Genomic DNA, 15,751 nt, shown 5'->3' on the forward strand with positions numbered 1-15,751 from the left:
GGAAGCGTCATGCAGGTTCTCTACGCCAGCGCGGCTTCGGGGTCTCGCCCCGCAAAAGGGGCGCGCCTGCCCGCCAGAAGAGGAAAGACCCATGCCCAGCCTGACCACCCTTGGCTCTGCCTTGAACCAGAATTTCGACACGCTGGCGAATTCCGGCACCAGCAGCGCGCTGCCCAGCGGCTGGTTCATCAGCGAATCGGGCACCAGCGCGACGGTGAACGGCCAATATGCAGCCGGGACCGGCTCGGGCAATGGCGGGGATACCTATAGCTTCGGCGCCGCCGGCAGCAGTGACCGCGCGCTGGGTTCGCTGCGCAGTGGCACCAACGCCCCCACCATCGGTGCGCAGTTCACCAACGACACCGGTGCCGTCATCTCTTCGCTGCAGATCGCCTATACCGGCGAACAGTGGCGTCTGGGCACCGCAGGCCGCGCCGACCGGCTCGATTTCCAGATCAGCTTCGACGCGACCAGCCTGACCACCGGCACCTGGATCGACGTCAACGCACTCGACTTCAGCTCGCCGGTCACGGCAGGAGGGCTTGGCGCGCTCGACGGCAACGCGGCGGCCAACCGCACCGCCGTTTCGGCAACCTATGACATTCTGGAAGGCATCCCCGCCGGCGCAACCTTCTGGATCCGCTGGGTGGATTCGGACGCCACCGGTGCCGATGACGGTCTGGGCATTGACGATTTCTCGATCACTCCGGTCGGCCAGGCCGCCAATCCGGGCACCTTCTCGGTCGCCTCGGCATCGGCCAGCGAAGCCCAGGGCTTTGTCGACCTGCTGGTCACCCGCACCGGCGGCAGCAGCGGCGCGGCAACGGTAAGCTACACGCTTGCCGGTCTCACCGCGACGGGGGGAACTGATTTCAACGCCACCGCAGGCACCATCAGCTTTGCCGATGGGGAAACGCAGCGCGCAATCCGCGTTGCGGTCACCAACGACACGCTGTTCGAGGGCGACGAGACCTTCGAGGTCACGCTGACCGGCACCACCGCCGGCACCATTGGTACTGCCACGGCTACCGGCACGATCATCAACGATGATGCCTCGCCGCTGCCGCCATCGCTCTCGATCGCCAATGCGAGCGTCACCGAAGGCAATAGCGGTGCCACCCAGATTCGTTTTGAAGTGACCCGCAGCGGCAGCGGCAGCGGCGAAGCCTCGGCGGACTATACGGTCAATTTCGGCAACGCCAGTGCAGCCGACTTTGTATCCGGCAGCGCCTTTGTCGGGCGCGTCACGCTGGTCGATGGTGAATGGGTCGATGTTATCACGCTCGATGTGCTTGGCGACACAGTTGTCGAGCCCGACGAGACCTTCACCATCACCTTGTCGAACGCCAATATGGGCACCCAGATCGGCACCGCGACGGCGACCGGTACGATCCTGAACGACGATGTCGCGCCCGCGCCCATCGCCAATGTGTTCGTCAACGAGATCAATTACGACACCGCCGGTGCCGATGTGAACGAGACGATCGAGGTCGCGGGTGCTGCGGGCACCAATCTCGCAGGCTGGCGCATCGTGCTGTACAACGGCAATGGCGGCGTCGCCTATGCCGCAACCGGCGGATCGGTGAACGGCATTGCACTGTCGGGTACCATTCCCGACCAGAACAATGGCTTCGGCACCCTGTCGTTCCCCGCACCGGGCATTCAGAACGGCGCGCCCGACGGCTTTGCGTTGGTCGACAATCTGGGCCGCGTCGTCCAGTTCCTGTCCTACGAAGGCACGTTCACCGCGACCAATGGTCCGGCTGCAGGCCTGACCAGCACCGATATCGGCGTCGCGCAGGATGGCGACCCGGTCGGCACCTCGCTGCAGCTTATCGGCACCGGATCGAGCTATGAGGATTTCACCTGGGCTACGGCGCAGACCAACACCTATGCCGGCGTGAATACCGGCCAGAGCTTCCTGTCGCCCAATGCGCCCGGTGAACTGCGCATTCTCGACACGTCGGTGGTCGAGGGCGATGCGGGCACCCGCAACCTGGTGTTCACCGTGCGCCGCGCCGGGGCCAGCGGTCTCACCACGACGGTCGATTACACGATCAACCTCGATGGCACCGCCAACGCAGCCGATCTCGGCAGCGGTGCCGTGCTCTCGGGCACGCTGACCTTCGCGCCTGGCGTCAGCAGCCAGCAGATTGTCGTTCCGGTTCAGGGTGACACGCTGGCCGAGCTGAACGAAACGCTGAGTGTGACGCTGGCCAATGCCAGCAACGCGACGATCATCGATGGCAGCGCCACCGGCACGATCACCAATGACGACCCGGTCGACCTGGCGATCTACACCATCCAGGGCCTCGGCCATCGTTCGGACTATGTCGGCCAGACCGTGATCACACGCGGTATCGTCACCGCGGTCGATGCCAATGGCTATTATCTGCAGGACGCGACCGGCGACGGCGATGCCCGCACCTCGGATGCGGTCTTCGTGTTCACCAACGGCGCGCCGGGCCGCAGCGTCGGCGATTCGGTCGAGGTGCGCGGCACCGTCGCCGAGTTCCTGCCCGGCAACAACACCACCAATCTCACGATCACCCAGATCAACCAGTCGGCCGCGACGCTGGTTTCGACCGGCAACGCCCTGCCGACCGCGACGCTGATCGGCGCTGGCGCCGGCGGCGTGCTGCCCCCGAGCGCGGTGTTCGATGACGACAATTTCCAGACCTATGACCCGCAGAACGACGCCGCCGATTTCTATGAATCGCTCGAAGGCATGCGCGTCACCATCGATGCTCCGCTGGTAACCGGCAACACCAACGAGTTCGGCGAGACCTTTGTCGTCGCCTCGGGCGGCACCGGTGCGACCGGCGTCAACAGCCGTGGCGGCATCACCATCTCGGGCGATGCCAACAATGTCGACGATTACAATCCCGAGCGTATCCAGATCGATGATAACACCAATCTGTTCGCGGGATTCAGCCCCAATTACACCCAGGGCGACGTGCTTTCGAACGTCACCGGCATCATCAGCTACAATTTCCAGTCCTACGAACTGCAGGTGACCGAGGCGGTGGCCGTGACGACCGATGCCGGTCCACTGACCCGTGAGACGACCAGTCTGTTCGGCACGCCCGACCGGTTGACCATCGCGACCTACAATGTCGAAAATCTCGACCCCAGCGACGGCGCGATCAAGTTCAACCTGCTCGCCAGCGACATCGTGTTCAACCTGCGCGCGCCCGACATCATCGCGCTGCAGGAAATCCAAGACGCCGATGGCGCCGGCAGCGGATCGAACCTGTCGGGCACCGTCACCGCCAATCTGATCATCGAGGCGATCAACGCCGCCGGTGGTCCGCAATATGCCTATGTCGAAGTGGCCCCGAGCGCGCCCAACACCACTGGGGGCGAGCCCAACGGCAATATCCGCAACGGTTACCTGTACCAGATCAACCGCGTCGATTATGTCGAGGGCAGCGCTGCGCTGGTGCCGGGTGCGGCGTTCAACAACAGCCGCTCGCCGCTAGCCGCGACTTTCACCTTCAACGAACAGACGATCACCACGATCAATGTGCACTCGACCTCGCGCGGAGGCAGCAGCCCGCTGTTCGGCGCGCAGCAGCCGCCGGTGAACGCTGGCGAGGGCGCGCGCATCGCCCAGTCCGAGGCGATCCGCGCCTATGTCACCAACATTCTGAGCAACAACCCTGGCGCGAATATCGCCGTGCTCGGCGATTTCAACGGCTTCTATTTCGAGGACTCGCTGGAACTGCTCGAAGCCGGCGGCATCCTGTCGAACATCCTGCGCGAACTGCCGGAAGCCGAACGGTTCAGCTATTACTTCGGCGGCAATGCGCAGGCGCTCGACAATTTCCTGGTGACTCCGGGACTGCTCGCCAATGTGATCGTCGATCCGGTGCACATCAATTCGGAACAGCCCGATGGCCCGAACCGCGTCTCCGATCACGATCCGCTGCTCGCCTCGTTCCTGCTGCCGCTGCCCAATGCCGCGCCGACCAACCTCGTGCTGGGTAATGCCAGCGTGGCTGAGAACAGCGCGGCGGGCACCGTGGTCGGCACACTGAGCGCCACCGACCGCGCCAGCGACACGCTGCGCTATGAACTGGTGGACAATGCCGGTGGCCGCTTCGCCGTCGATGCGGTGACCGGTATCGTCACCACGACCCGGGGCTTTGACTTCGAGGCAACCCCGAATTTCGCGATCACCGCCAAGGTGACAGATCAGGGTGGTCTCAGCACCGAAAAGGCCTTCCAGGTCGGCGTCACCAATGTCAACGAAGCGCCCGTCGCGGCGAATGACACCGTCTCGGTCAACGAGGATGGCACCACCGACAATCTGTGGTCGCTGCTGCTGGGCAACGATGCCGATCCCGATGCGGGCACCACGCTGACCATCTCTGCGGTCAATGACAGCCAGACGCTGGGCACGCTGGTGTTCGATCCGACGACGCAGAGCCTGCGCTATATCGCCGATGACGACAGCTTCGACGATCTCGCACCGGGCGAGGTGGTGACCGACCGCTTCACCTACACCGTGCGCGATGCCGGCGGCCTGACCAGCACGGCGACGGTCGAGGTTCGGGTCACCGGCATTGCCGATGGCATCACCCGCTATGGTTCGCTCTTCTCCGACATGCTCAACGGCACGGCAGGCGAAGACACGCTCTACGGCCTCACCGGCAACGACACGCTCAATGGCCTGGGCGGTCATGACGAATTGTGGGGCGGTCTAGGCAATGACAAGCTGTTCGGCGGCGATGGCAATGACCTGCTTTCCGGCGGGCTCGGCAATGACACGCTGAACGGCGGCATCGGCAACGACCGGCTGTCTGGCGATGGCGGCAACGACACGCTGACGGGCGGCGCCGGACGCGACAGCTTCACGTACAGCTTCTTCGCGGGCAACGATACCATCACCGACTTCAATACAGCGGAAGACTCGATCCTGCTCGATAGCGGAATCGACATCCTGCGCACCCGCGTGCGTGACGTGAACCGCGATGGTGTCAACGATCTCGAACTGACATTGTCATTCGGCGGATCGGTGACACTGCTGGGCGTCAGTGATTTCAGCGCGGTGAATGTGAGGCACGAGAACCTGCCCTTCTTCTCCGAAACGCTGTTCTGACGAAACCGATAGCCGGGTGGGCAGACCTTGCCCTCCCGGCACATTGCCCTGCCTGTGCTTCTACTGAAAGTCGCTATCCTGACGTCCGCTTTGTTCTGACGCAGTCGTTCGCTGATGTTGGCAGCGACGCCCACTTTTGGCGAAACCGGTCATTCAAGGAAGTGCTTTGGGTAGGCAGATTTGTCCCATGAACCGTCATTTCGCTTCCGGCAGCACGCGCCCCAGAGCCGGTTGTTCATGACAGCCACGATGAATGTGTGCTCCTGGCAGAAACTGCCTATTGAAAGCCCCGAAGTAGACGGTCAGCGAGGCGCCCTAAAGTCGGTCATAAGAGTTCATACGCGAACTCCCGAAAGCGGACTAGAAACGCCACAGCCATGTGCGTCGCGCGATGGTGATCGGACGTGCTAATGCTTAATTGCTGCGTCAACTTTTTGATGAACGCATGCAGCGGTCCGGGCGCAGTCCACCTCTCTCCCCTGGATTTTTGGCCGAGTTTTGGTCGGTGCGACCAAAAATTACTGCTGGCCGTCGCCTATAAAACTAAACGGTGCCCAAGCATCAGGATGTCTTGGGCAACAAGCAATGGGTTGCTAGGCCGAAGGGTATCGCGCTGCGGCGGCTGATTGATGCTTTGGCGGCGACTGGCGTGCACATCAAGGCGTCCAGTTTCGACGCGCTCGCGGTGCCGCCCGATTTGGACGCCAGTGACATTAGTTCGGTTTGCGCGTGTCTCTCAGAGATAACGTTCATCGAAATAAAGACCGCAAACCAGCCGCGGGTGAAGGCAGGGTTCGACGGCTTTTTCTTTGCTCTGACAGAGAACGAGATCGCTGCCGCAGATGCTCTCGGCGCGAGGCATCGGGTAAACCATTCCGAGTTTATAGATGAACGAAATGGTCTCTATCGACGTTATGGTCATGCGCGAAGTTCCAAATGTGTTGTCGATCCTGGTGAGGCCTACCCTGGATTGATCGACCGAACGCGTCCGTTTGCACGAAGCTTCCCAGCGTCATGGTAGCCATCTCAATGGATACCAAAGTCCGATTGGCAAATGCCAATAGCGGTGAAACCAATGGCCCTTCCGCGGCGAATAACGCTCCGTGGTGAGTGCAGGGGGAAGGTCATCGAGATGAGCATTGGCCAACCTTACGGGCCGCTGACCTGCTCGCTGTCGGCGAGTTCGGAATACATGGGTAGGCAATTGTCGTGCTGCTGATTGCTCTTGTTGCGTGTGCCTTTCTTGTCGGCTTGTCGATCGGAAGGGGCAGCACCTGTGCCGTAACAGCCGCCAAGGAGGTGGTGTTCAAACGGCATGGAACGATGCTCATAGGCTTCGTCTTGGCGGCCAGCGCGGCTGGGCTTGTGACCTATCCGTTGGGCTGGCTGTCAGGATCGACATTTCATGTCACGGCTGATGTCCCGGTTTCTGCGGCATTAGTCGTCGGCGCGGTGTTGATCGGCGTCGGGGCAGTGATTAACGACGCGTGCCTGCTGGGGACCCTAGCCCGCATCGGGCAGGGCGAAATCCACTTTCTCGCTTTGCCAGTGGGTTTGGCGCTGGGTTTCGGAATTGCCGATCAACAGGCCATTCTCGCTGCCGGAGTTCCAATCGAAAACCCGCATGCGATGCCCTCGCTTGCTGGCGGATTGATAGTGGCAGTGTTCGGCGGGTTGTTGATTGCAGGCTGGTGGTATCTGGGCCGTCAGCGCAAAGTGCGCCCTGACGCGCGCACGTGGTCGCGAGGCGTGATGGTGGTGATGGGAGTTTGCGGCGCTCTGCTTTTTGGCCTCGAACCGCATTGGTCCTATCCGGATGCGGTGCACGCTGCCGTTGCGCGCAACAGGATGGACCTGCATCTCGATATACGCGCGCTGGCCATCGCGCTGGCTCTTGTGGCTGGCTCGGTCTGCTCCGCTGCACTTTCCGGGGCATTCGTTCTGCAAAAGCCCACATTCGCCCTGATAGGGCGCTCGATCTTGGGCGGGGCAGTGATGGCCTTTGGCGGTACGCTGATTCCCGGCGGCAACGACAGCCTGCTCCTGGCCGCAATACCGAGCGGCACGCTCAGTGGTCTCGCTGCCTATGGCATCATGACTGTAACCGTACCTGCGGTCCTATGGCTTTCCCATGCCAGACGTTCTCCGGCGTTATTTCCCGCGCGTTAAAGGTGGATCCGGGCAGGCTCTTCGAGCCAGCAATCCTCCGAATCGAACTGCCATGTCATGCACCAGCGCTGGCAAGAAGACTGTCTGAAGCAAATTCGCGGCTTAGAAACTCGACAAGCGCACGGGTTCGTGCGGAGATGTAGCGGCCCGGCGGCAAGACGATGTGGATAGGCATGGGGACAGGCTCGTAACCGGGAAGCACGATTTCCAGGCTGCCATCCGCAATCTCGCTCTCGAAAAGCCAGCGGGCGTTGACTGCGATCCCGATTCCACCAAGCGCGGCTGCACGCAGCAAGTTCGGACTGTCCGCTCTCAGATTGCCGGAGATATCGACCGCTTGCCCCTCCCGAAATGTCCACCGCGTGCCAGCGCCCGACAGCGAGTAGGAGATGCAATTGTGCTGCTCCAGGTCAGAGGGGTGATTGGGGCGTCCGGCCTTGTCCAGATAGGCGGGCGAGGCCACGGCGATGCGACGCGCCAGACCGATCTTGCGCGCGACCAGGCGGCTGTCGGTTAGCTGGCCGACGCGGATCGCCAGATCGAGATTGTCGGCCACAAGGTTGAGGGCATGGTCCGAGGCGGTAAAATCGATCTCGATCTTGGGATTGTCCGCCAGAAAGCGCGTGAGCATTGGGATCACCCGGCTTTCGGCCAGCGTTAGAGGTGCGGTCATTCGCAGCACGCCCTCCACCTCTCCCGCAAGGCCAACAGAGGCTTCGGCAGCCTCTATCGCGTCCAGCACGCCTAGTGCCTTCTCGTACAGGCGAGCGCCATCGGTGGTCAGGATGACCGACCGTGTGGTGCGATTGAACAGCCGCGTCTTCAAGTGCGCTTCGAGTGCGGCGACATGCTTGGAAAGCGTGGACTGGCTGCTCCCGAGCCTGTCTGCTGCAGCGGAAAAGCTGCCTGCCTCGGTGACGGCCGCAAAACTCTTCATCCAGATCGAAATGTCTGCCATGCATCTTTACTCTAATCTTGGATGGGATCGCCACCCATGGCACGATTAAGTCCGTTGCCGACTAAATGAAAGTCTAATGGTTGCAATTGACGCTGGTCATTCGTTAGATCAATCTGTGCTGCAGCTGCGAGACGGACCGGTTGGCTGGCGGAAAATTGGGGTTTTTCCGACGTCGTGGCCTGGAGCACCTGACAATGGAAATGCATCAGGTTCGATATTTCCTGGCGGCCGCCCGGACGCTCAATTTCACGCGGGCAGCAGAAGAGTGCAATGTCACCCAGCCATCGTTGACGCGTGCCATTCAGAAGCTCGAAGAGGAGTTTGGCGGCCTGTTGTTCCGCCGCGAGCGCTCGCTCACCCATTTGACTGAGCTTGGCCGGCAGATGGTACCGCATCTGCAGCGTACCTATGATGCTGCCCAGGCGGCCAAGATGTTGGCGAAAGGAATCGGCAAGCAGACCCAGGCTCCCATGACGCTGGGCATCGCTGGAGCTATATCGCCGCAATTAGGTGTCGCGCTCAGTCAGGTGGCAGCAGCCCTGCCTGGCTTCGAGCTATCCGTGGTGAAAGCGGATGCCGCGGTCTTGCTGAAAGACATGTTCAAGGGCGAGATCGATGCCGCCGTGCTCCCTGAACCGCGAGACCTGCCAGAACGGATCGACACGATTGCGTTCGCACGGCAGCAGTTCACGATCATCGCGCCGCGCGATGGACCGCTAGCAGCACTGGACTATATCGGCTGGCAGGATCTGTTGCGGGTGCCGTGGATCGAATGCGACAGCGATGTCGTTAGCGAATTCCGCGATCTATGTACGATGGCCGGGGTCGAACCTGAGTTCCGCCATAGCGCACGACTTGACAGCGATCTGGCCGATCTTGTGGCAACCGGGCTCGGATGCGCGCTAGTTCCCGAGATGCAACCACTGCCAGACACCGTCCGTCGTATTGCCTTGGAAGGGTTCAAGATCGAGCGCATGATGGTGTTCGCCACAGTTTCGGGCCGGAAACGATCTGCGGCGACCGATGCACTGGCCCGCGCTATCCGGGCGCGGGGCTGGAACTGAAATCATTCATCTGACAAACGCTTTCAGGGTGTGCGGCGCAATGCCTCCACTGCTGCGATCACAACGGCTGGATCGGCGCGGACGCGAAAATCTGGATCTGCAAAAGCATAGCGAACAATGCCGTTGCGATCGATGACATAGGTTGCGGTGATCGGCAGGATGCGTCCGGAATTGCCGAAGATAGCTGCAAGGTCCAGCCCCGCATCGACGTATCTCCGGTGCAGGTCATCGCCGATAGGGAAGGCCAACCCGAGCAACATCGCCAACCCGTGGTCTACATCGCACAGCATCTGCGCACCTGGTGCTATCTCCTCGCGGAAGCGGTCTGCCAATCCGCCGGTTTCGGCACTGACGGCGACGAACCGGCCGCCTTGCGCTTCCAGCTGGGGCAGTGCATCGTGCCAGTCCGCAAGCTCCCGGGCGCAATAAGGGCACCAGCGCCCACGCAAAAAGCTCAGCACAAGGGGCCCGCGGCCGATTAGATCGGCCAACGAAACGTGGCGACCTTGGGTATCGGGCAGCATGAAATCAGGGAACGGCTGGTTCAGCCGAGGCGCGGTTGATCCCGCCTTCCGCGCGCGCAGCTGCGCAACCAGCGCATTGGTCGGTGCCTCCCAAAGATCGGAAGGCAAGGGCATGGACGGGTGGGGCTTCATGCCCTGCATCATGCACGCCTCGGCCGCTGATGCAAACAGGCCTTGGGCGCATGGGTTCTATAGCGATTGGCCATCATGCGGTCAGAAGATCATTCGACCCCGACCAGTACGCCTTCTGCGATCCAGCGGCCCAGCATGGCTCCGGCCAGGCTCGCAGCCGCATCGGCGTCATGGCTCCCCTCGGCCAAAGTCGCGCATATCTCGCCGAATGCCATACCGTCTGCCGCCATGACCAGCGCGCGATACTCGTTCGCGGCCACGGTGTGGAAGCGCGGCATCAGGGCGTGCCGCCAGACCGTGAGAATTGCATGCACATCGAGCAATTCTGCCGGGGGCGGTGCCGCCCCGCCAGTGTCGAGTGCATGCCACAGGGCGGCGACATTCGTGCCGATCTTGCGCCACGCGAGGGTCGGGGCAAGGCGCAGCACCGCATTGTCCCAGTCCACCCCTGCAAGGCTTCCCATATCCAGCTCTGGAGCATCCGGCCCATTGAAGGCGGTGCGCAAAGACCAATCGAGCCATGCCAGCTCGGCAACCTCAGGGTTGGACGGAAATAGCCGGCCAAGCGTTTGATCGAAGCTCAGACCATAGTCTGCAAGGGTCCAGCTTCTCGGAGCGTGGCCCGCAATATGCGACTGTGCGGCAGCATCGAAGCGGTCGTCGCCCAGCCAGGCATGCGTGCGCTCGAACACATCGCGTAGAGTGGCCATCAGTGTGGCGCGATAGGCATAATGATATACTGGCAAACCACGCTGCGCGGTCGGCGTCACGCTGCAGATGGTCTGGCTGCCGTCCCCGCGCAGAAATGCGCTGAAGTTGCGCTGCAGTTCGGCAAGGCTCATGCCGCCACGCTTTCCGTCGTCGCCGCAAGACGGCGTGCGATGTCGAGCTCGGCAAGCAGCTCTTCCAGCGGCGGAATGTCATCGTCACGCTCGATCATGACCGCAACATCGCCAAAGCGGTGGATCGCGCTCGCATAGAGCGCCCAGACCGGATCGGGCACAGCGTGGTCGTGCGTATCGATCAACAGTCCATCGCGCCCGGCGCTGTGCCCGGCCAGATGAATCTGGCGAACACGGTGAGCGGGGATGTCATTGATGTAGGCCAGCGCATCAAAGCCGTGGTTGGTCGCACTGACAAAGATGTTGTTGATGTCGAGCAACAGATAGCAACCGGTGCGCTCGGACAACTCGGTCAAGAACGTCCATTCGGGCATCACATCATCGGCAAAGGTGATATAACTCGAAGGGTTTTCGATCACCAGAGGCCGGCCTAGCAGGTCCTGCGCCAGCGCAATGTTTGCCGCCGCAATGTCCAGCGCTTCGTTCGTGTAAGGCAGAGGCAGCAGGTCATGCGAGTTGAAGTCTTCGATGCCCGTCCAGCACAGGTGATCGGACACCCACAAGGGGTCAATACGGTCGGCCAGCCTCCTGAGTCGTGCCAGATAGTCGGCGTTGAGCCCGTCAGCCGATCCGATCGACATAGAAACGCCGTGCATTGCGACCGGGTAGCGCTCGCGCACCTTGTCGAGCGTATGCAGCGGACGTCCGCCTGCACCCATGAAATTTTCGGAAATGACCTCGACGAAATCAACTTTGGCTTCACCCGACAGATACGCGGGATAGTGCGGCGTGCGCATTCCCAAGCCAAAGCCTCTGAACGGCGGAAGATCGGGCTGGGTCATGCGGCTGGGCTTTCCGGCGCTGGGGGGATGGGAGTTCTGCTAACGCAAAAGGCCCGGCAGTGCGGGGGGGCACCGTCCGGGCGTCTTGCTGCAACCCAGCTTACTTGGGTTCGGTCAGGCTTCCGCCCATGGCAGTGCACTTCTTGGCGGTCGTGGCGATAAAGCCGCTGCCCTTGCATTCGTTCTGGCCCTTGCACGAGGTCTTCGCGGTGGCGCAATCCGAAGTGCCCTTGCAGGTGTTGACGCCATAGCAATGGACCAGGTCCTTTGCGCCCTTGGCACCTTCTGCCGCATGGGCTGCAACGCCAAAGCCCGACATTGCCAGCATGGCAGCGGTCGCAGCTAGACTGATGGTTTTCTGAACGGTGGTCATGGAAATGTCTCCGGATAGTTCGTCTAAAGGGATGTGCCTGACTGGCAGGATAGTCTTCGTCCGGAGGGCCAGGCGAGTTACAGGCCCGGGCAAGCTTACCAGCGCAACAAATGCGGCCCGGCCAGCGCGCCGATGGCGCTGGCACCAGCGATGCCCAGCGAATACCAAAGCAGCACAAACCCTGCGGATGGCTCGCTACAAGCCAAGGCATAGATCGCGGCCGACAGAGCACCGGCTGCAAGGCCGCATACCGCCCCGGCCTGAGCCAAGTGTACCGGAGCCTGCCGGCGCACCGCCCAGCCGATTCCTACAATCAGTGGCAGCGACAGCGCAGTGATGCGCAATGAACAGGCCTGCCACGATGCGCCGAACCAAGCCATCGCTTCTGCCTGCGGTGGCGTGCTGCGCGACTGACCGAGAGCAATGGCCAGAACAATGAGTGCGACCATGCCGATCGGTGCAAGCAGCGGCTCTGCTGGCCTGCCAGGCCTTGCGAGCGATCGCATCGCTCGCAAGGCAATGGCAGCGATCGCCAGCATGCTGCCAAGCTTCACCGCGAGGGGGACGATGACAGACAAGTTGGCAAGGCCTTGCTGTACGCCCAGTGAAAACAGCAGGATGCCCATCGACGCAAGGCCGCCAAGACCGATGCCGCGTCCCAGCTGCTGCTCGAAGCTGGCCGTCTTCACCGGGGTCAGGTCGTCGCACAGCGCTTGAATAAGGGCCTGGTGGTTCATTGCGTTCTCATTTGTGGCTAGGCAGCGCAACGTCACCGCGCGGACCGAAAGGGACTTTCCCGTTGGCATGGCATTACGCGGGGTTTCGGTCTGCGGTTACAGAACGGGCTCCGAAAGCTGCTCGCCCATATCGCCGTGCTGGGCGTAACCGTAGCGATAAAGGCAGCGAATGGATTTGTGTGGCCGGAGCCCTGATCCGATCACCATGCGGCAGCCCCGGTTGCCCCCCGATCCTCCCCCAAGGCCGGGCTGTCGCATGATCGGATATGCCCCGGAAGGACCGCCATGATGCCGAGATTTGCACTTGCTTTGGCCGCAAGCGTCCTAGGCATGTCTGTTCCGGCGGCCGCTGCGGCGCAGTGCCCCGGCTCGATAGCCGTCCAGATTCTGGGCTCAGGAGGACCGATCGCAGAAGGCGCCCGCGCCGGATCATCCGCGATCATCTGGATCGATGGCAAGGCCGTCGCGCTGATCGATGCGGGCAGCGGCGCGTTTGTGCGATATGGAGAGGCCGGTGTGCGGTTCGAGGATCATCGCGTGATCGCGCTGACCCATTTCCACGCCGACCATGTCGCCGATCTGGGGGCGATCCTGAACAGCGGCAGCTTTTCGGACCGCAGCGAGGATTTGCCCATCCTCGGGCCGCAGGGCAGCGAGTATTTCCCCGGGGTCACCGAACATCTGAAGGCACTGTTCGATCCAAAATCAGGGGCGTTTCGCTATCTGTCCGGGTTTCTGGATGGCTCCGCCGGCAAGCCAAGGATTGTCCCAGTGGAAATCGCGTCCGAAGGTCAGGCACAGCCTTTTATCGATGCCGAGACCGGTCTCACTATCACACCTATTCCCGTGCAACACGGCGTGGTTCCCGCGCTTGCCTATCGAATCGAGGTTCGCGGCAAGATGATCGTGTTTGCCGGAGACCAGAATGAGTTCAGCGACGCGTTTATCGCTAACCTAGCAGGTCGCACGCCCGATCTGCTGATCGTCCACAACGTCATTCCCGAAGGCCAGGGCCAGCCGCGCGGCCTGCATCGTCCGCCATCATCTCTGGGCACGATGGCGGCCGCCATCGACCCGCGGCTGCTGGTGCTGTCGCACAACATGCAGCGCGCGCTGGTCCGGCAGCCCGAGGGTGAGGCCGCGATCCGGGCATCTTATGCCGGGCCCATGACCATTGCAGATGATCTTGCCTGCTACGCGCTTTGAAGAACGTCTGCGTCTGGCGCATTGGCAAAACCTGAAAGGCGGGCGAGGCCGCGATGAATGTTCACCTTGACCAGCGATTCTGATTGACCCGTCATGGCGGCCGCTTCTTCGATGCTGAACCCCTGGATCTTCACGAGTCGAATGACCGAAACTTGTGCAGGCTTCAGGCGGCCGAGCAATTCCTCCAGCACAATGGCGCTGGTCACGCATGCCTCGTGTCCATCCACCGATGGTTCGAACAGCTCGTCGTCCAATGAAACCGTGGGCTTGCGCCCCATGGCACGCAGCCGGTCAATCCACTTGTACCGCGCAATCGCTGCCAGCCACGGCCTGAAGGGGCGTCCAGGTTCGTAGGTATGCCGCCTCTGGTGCACTGCCATCAGGCATTCCTGGGTGGCATCATCGGCCATGCTCATCGGCAGACGGCGGAGAAAATAGCGTTGGAGCCATTGCTGGATCTCACCGAGCAACCGGTTGTACGCGCCGCCATGCCCCGCGAGCGCCGCTGTCATCAGCCGACCCCATTCGTCATCCTGCAGGGCAGCTGCATTGGGGGCGGCGGGCTGGCTGGCGATCGACATGGCAGGTCTCCGGACCGGCGCGAAAATGCCGCGCTGGGATGATCCGTTATTGTCCGGGCCGGTGCCTGCGTGAACGTATCAGGCAGGAATGAAATCGATACGTACCGCGCATGTAACAGGCAGGCAGCTATCGGCGAACTCCATCATGACGCTGATATGCGTCACTTTCCTGATCGCGCTCACAGGCTCGCAGACCCTGTGTCAAAGCGCTTCCTGTCATGCCCAAAAAGGATCGACGCCATGAAGAAGTCCAGCACGCTCGCCAATGCCGACAAAGCCCGTGCACTGCTTCCGGTGGCAGGGACCAGCCTTGCCTTCGTCATCCTCACTGTGCTGGGTGTTATCGGCGCGGCCGGGGTCGCGATGACGATGATGATGTAGCCGGACGCGAAATCGACGTCGGCCGGTCAGTTGGAACCACCGCCAGAGCCGAGTTCCTGTACCACCGAAATCACATCGAGCGGTTCTGCGCGAACACGAAAGTCCGGGTCGACAAAGGCATAGCGAACTACCCCTTGGGGATCGACAACGAAGGTCGCCGGAACCGGCAGAATGCCACTATCGGTGCCATAGATGTCGGCAAGGTCCAAGCCGGCCTGCAAATAGCGCTGCACCAGTTCAACCCCGGCATGGAAAGCCAGGCCGAGGTCCAGCGCTGCGCCATGATCGATATCGCACAACACCATGGCCTTGCCATCGAGCATTGACTCGATGCGGTCTGCACGCCCGGCAACCTCGCCGACGATGACGACCAGCCGCCCTCCAACCGCTTCCAGCGCAGCCAGGTTCTCGTTCCAGCTGTCCAACTCGCTGCGGCACCAGGGGCACCATCCGCCACGGATGAACGTGATGACCACGGGCCCATCCGCTTGGACTGCAGTCAGTTTCTGATAACGGCCAAGATGATCGGGCAAGACCAGGTCGGGGAAGTCCATCCCCAGCCCAGGCGCAGAATGGCCGGTTTCCAGCAGGATCAGCCGCCCCACAAAGGCATCGTAGAGGGCGTTCCATTCGGAATTTTCGAGCGTGCAGCTTTGCAGCTTTTCGTAAAGTCGCGTGGTCTGTTCCATTGACGGCTTATGCACTCGCCTGACGCACGGCGAAAGGGGCATGGGCGTATCTAGTCGATACACGGCGCGCATGGCAGTGTGCATCACGCCATGCATGGAACCGATGCGCAGGCGGCATTTTCCGCAGCTGACGGTGTGGACTAGCATGG

At 61.8% G+C, this 15,751-nt stretch carries 14 protein-coding genes; 6 read left to right on the forward strand and 8 right to left on the reverse strand.

Translation table 11 applies throughout. The features are described from left to right. Positions 1-91: 91 nt before the first annotated feature. The 3 genes from OU999_04305 (at position 92) to OU999_04315 (ending at position 7,273) form a co-directional block, all read left to right on the forward strand. Positions 92-5,104, forward strand: a complete 5,013-nt coding sequence (locus OU999_04305; protein WAC24423.1) for an Ig-like domain-containing protein — start codon at positions 92-94, stop codon at positions 5,102-5,104. Positions 5,105-5,654: 550 nt separating this feature from the next. Beyond that, on the forward strand, positions 5,655-6,125 hold the full coding sequence (locus OU999_04310; GenBank protein WAC24424.1) for a hypothetical protein: 471 nt from the start codon (positions 5,655-5,657) through the stop codon (positions 6,123-6,125). Between the two features lie 188 nt (positions 6,126-6,313). Next, entirely contained in the window at positions 6,314-7,273 is a 960-nt protein-coding gene (locus tag OU999_04315; GenBank protein WAC24425.1) for a YeeE/YedE thiosulfate transporter family protein, read from the forward strand. A gap of 55 nt (positions 7,274-7,328) precedes the next feature. On the opposite strand, the gene OU999_04320 is transcribed toward OU999_04315, so the two are convergent. Further along, positions 7,329-8,231 (reverse strand): LysR family transcriptional regulator, encoded by a 903-nt coding sequence (locus OU999_04320; protein WAC24426.1) that lies wholly within the window; start codon positions 8,229-8,231, stop codon positions 7,329-7,331. Positions 8,232-8,425: 194 nt separating this feature from the next. Between OU999_04320 and OU999_04325 the strand changes: the two genes are divergently transcribed. Beyond that, entirely contained in the window at positions 8,426-9,295 is an 870-nt protein-coding gene (locus tag OU999_04325; GenBank protein ID WAC24427.1) for a LysR family transcriptional regulator, read from the forward strand. Positions 9,296-9,318: 23 nt separating this feature from the next. Here OU999_04325 and OU999_04330 read toward each other — a convergent pair whose 3' ends face one another. From OU999_04330 to OU999_04350, 5 genes are all read right to left on the reverse strand, one after another. Continuing rightward, positions 9,319-9,963 carry a peroxiredoxin-like family protein gene (locus tag OU999_04330; GenBank protein ID WAC24428.1) on the reverse strand — a complete coding sequence of 215 codons (645 nt, stop codon included), beginning with the start codon at positions 9,961-9,963 and terminating at the stop codon, positions 9,319-9,321. Between the two features lie 77 nt (positions 9,964-10,040). After that, positions 10,041-10,793 (reverse strand): DNA-binding domain-containing protein, encoded by a 753-nt coding sequence (locus OU999_04335; protein WAC24429.1) that lies wholly within the window; start codon positions 10,791-10,793, stop codon positions 10,041-10,043. Continuing rightward, positions 10,790-11,635, reverse strand: coding sequence for a DUF692 domain-containing protein (locus OU999_04340; GenBank protein WAC24430.1), 846 nt, complete (start codon positions 11,633-11,635; stop codon positions 10,790-10,792). Before OU999_04340 ends, OU999_04335 begins: the two co-directional genes overlap by 4 nt. Positions 11,636-11,735: 100 nt before the next feature. Next, positions 11,736-12,008, reverse strand: a complete 273-nt coding sequence (locus tag OU999_04345) for a hypothetical protein (protein WAC24431.1) — start codon at positions 12,006-12,008, stop codon at positions 11,736-11,738. 95 nt (positions 12,009-12,103) lie between these two features. Next, positions 12,104-12,745, reverse strand: coding sequence for a DUF1109 domain-containing protein (locus OU999_04350; protein ID WAC24432.1), 642 nt, complete (start codon positions 12,743-12,745; stop codon positions 12,104-12,106). Positions 12,746-13,075: 330 nt separating this feature from the next. Here OU999_04350 and OU999_04355 point away from each other — a divergent pair, with 330 nt between their 5' ends. Further along, positions 13,076-13,951: an MBL fold metallo-hydrolase gene (locus OU999_04355; GenBank protein ID WAC24433.1), complete on the forward strand. Its 876-nt coding sequence runs from the start codon at positions 13,076-13,078 to the stop codon at positions 13,949-13,951. On the opposite strand, the gene OU999_04360 is transcribed toward OU999_04355, so the two are convergent. Next, positions 13,939-14,532, reverse strand: coding sequence for a sigma-70 family RNA polymerase sigma factor (locus OU999_04360; protein WAC24434.1), 594 nt, complete (start codon positions 14,530-14,532; stop codon positions 13,939-13,941). The genes OU999_04355 and OU999_04360 overlap by 13 nt on opposite strands. Positions 14,533-14,772: 240 nt before the next feature. Between OU999_04360 and OU999_04365 the strand changes: the two genes are divergently transcribed. Then, positions 14,773-14,913 (forward strand): hypothetical protein, encoded by a 141-nt coding sequence (locus tag OU999_04365; GenBank protein ID WAC24435.1) that lies wholly within the window; start codon positions 14,773-14,775, stop codon positions 14,911-14,913. Between the two features lie 26 nt (positions 14,914-14,939). Here OU999_04365 and OU999_04370 read toward each other — a convergent pair whose 3' ends face one another. Further along, positions 14,940-15,749: a peroxiredoxin-like family protein gene (locus tag OU999_04370; GenBank protein ID WAC24436.1), complete on the reverse strand. Its 810-nt coding sequence runs from the start codon at positions 15,747-15,749 to the stop codon at positions 14,940-14,942. Positions 15,750-15,751 lie beyond the last annotated feature (2 nt).

The sequence above is a fragment of the Blastomonas sp. SL216 genome (assembly GCA_026625625.1).
In the GTDB taxonomy this organism is placed as follows: domain Bacteria; phylum Pseudomonadota; class Alphaproteobacteria; order Sphingomonadales; family Sphingomonadaceae; genus Blastomonas.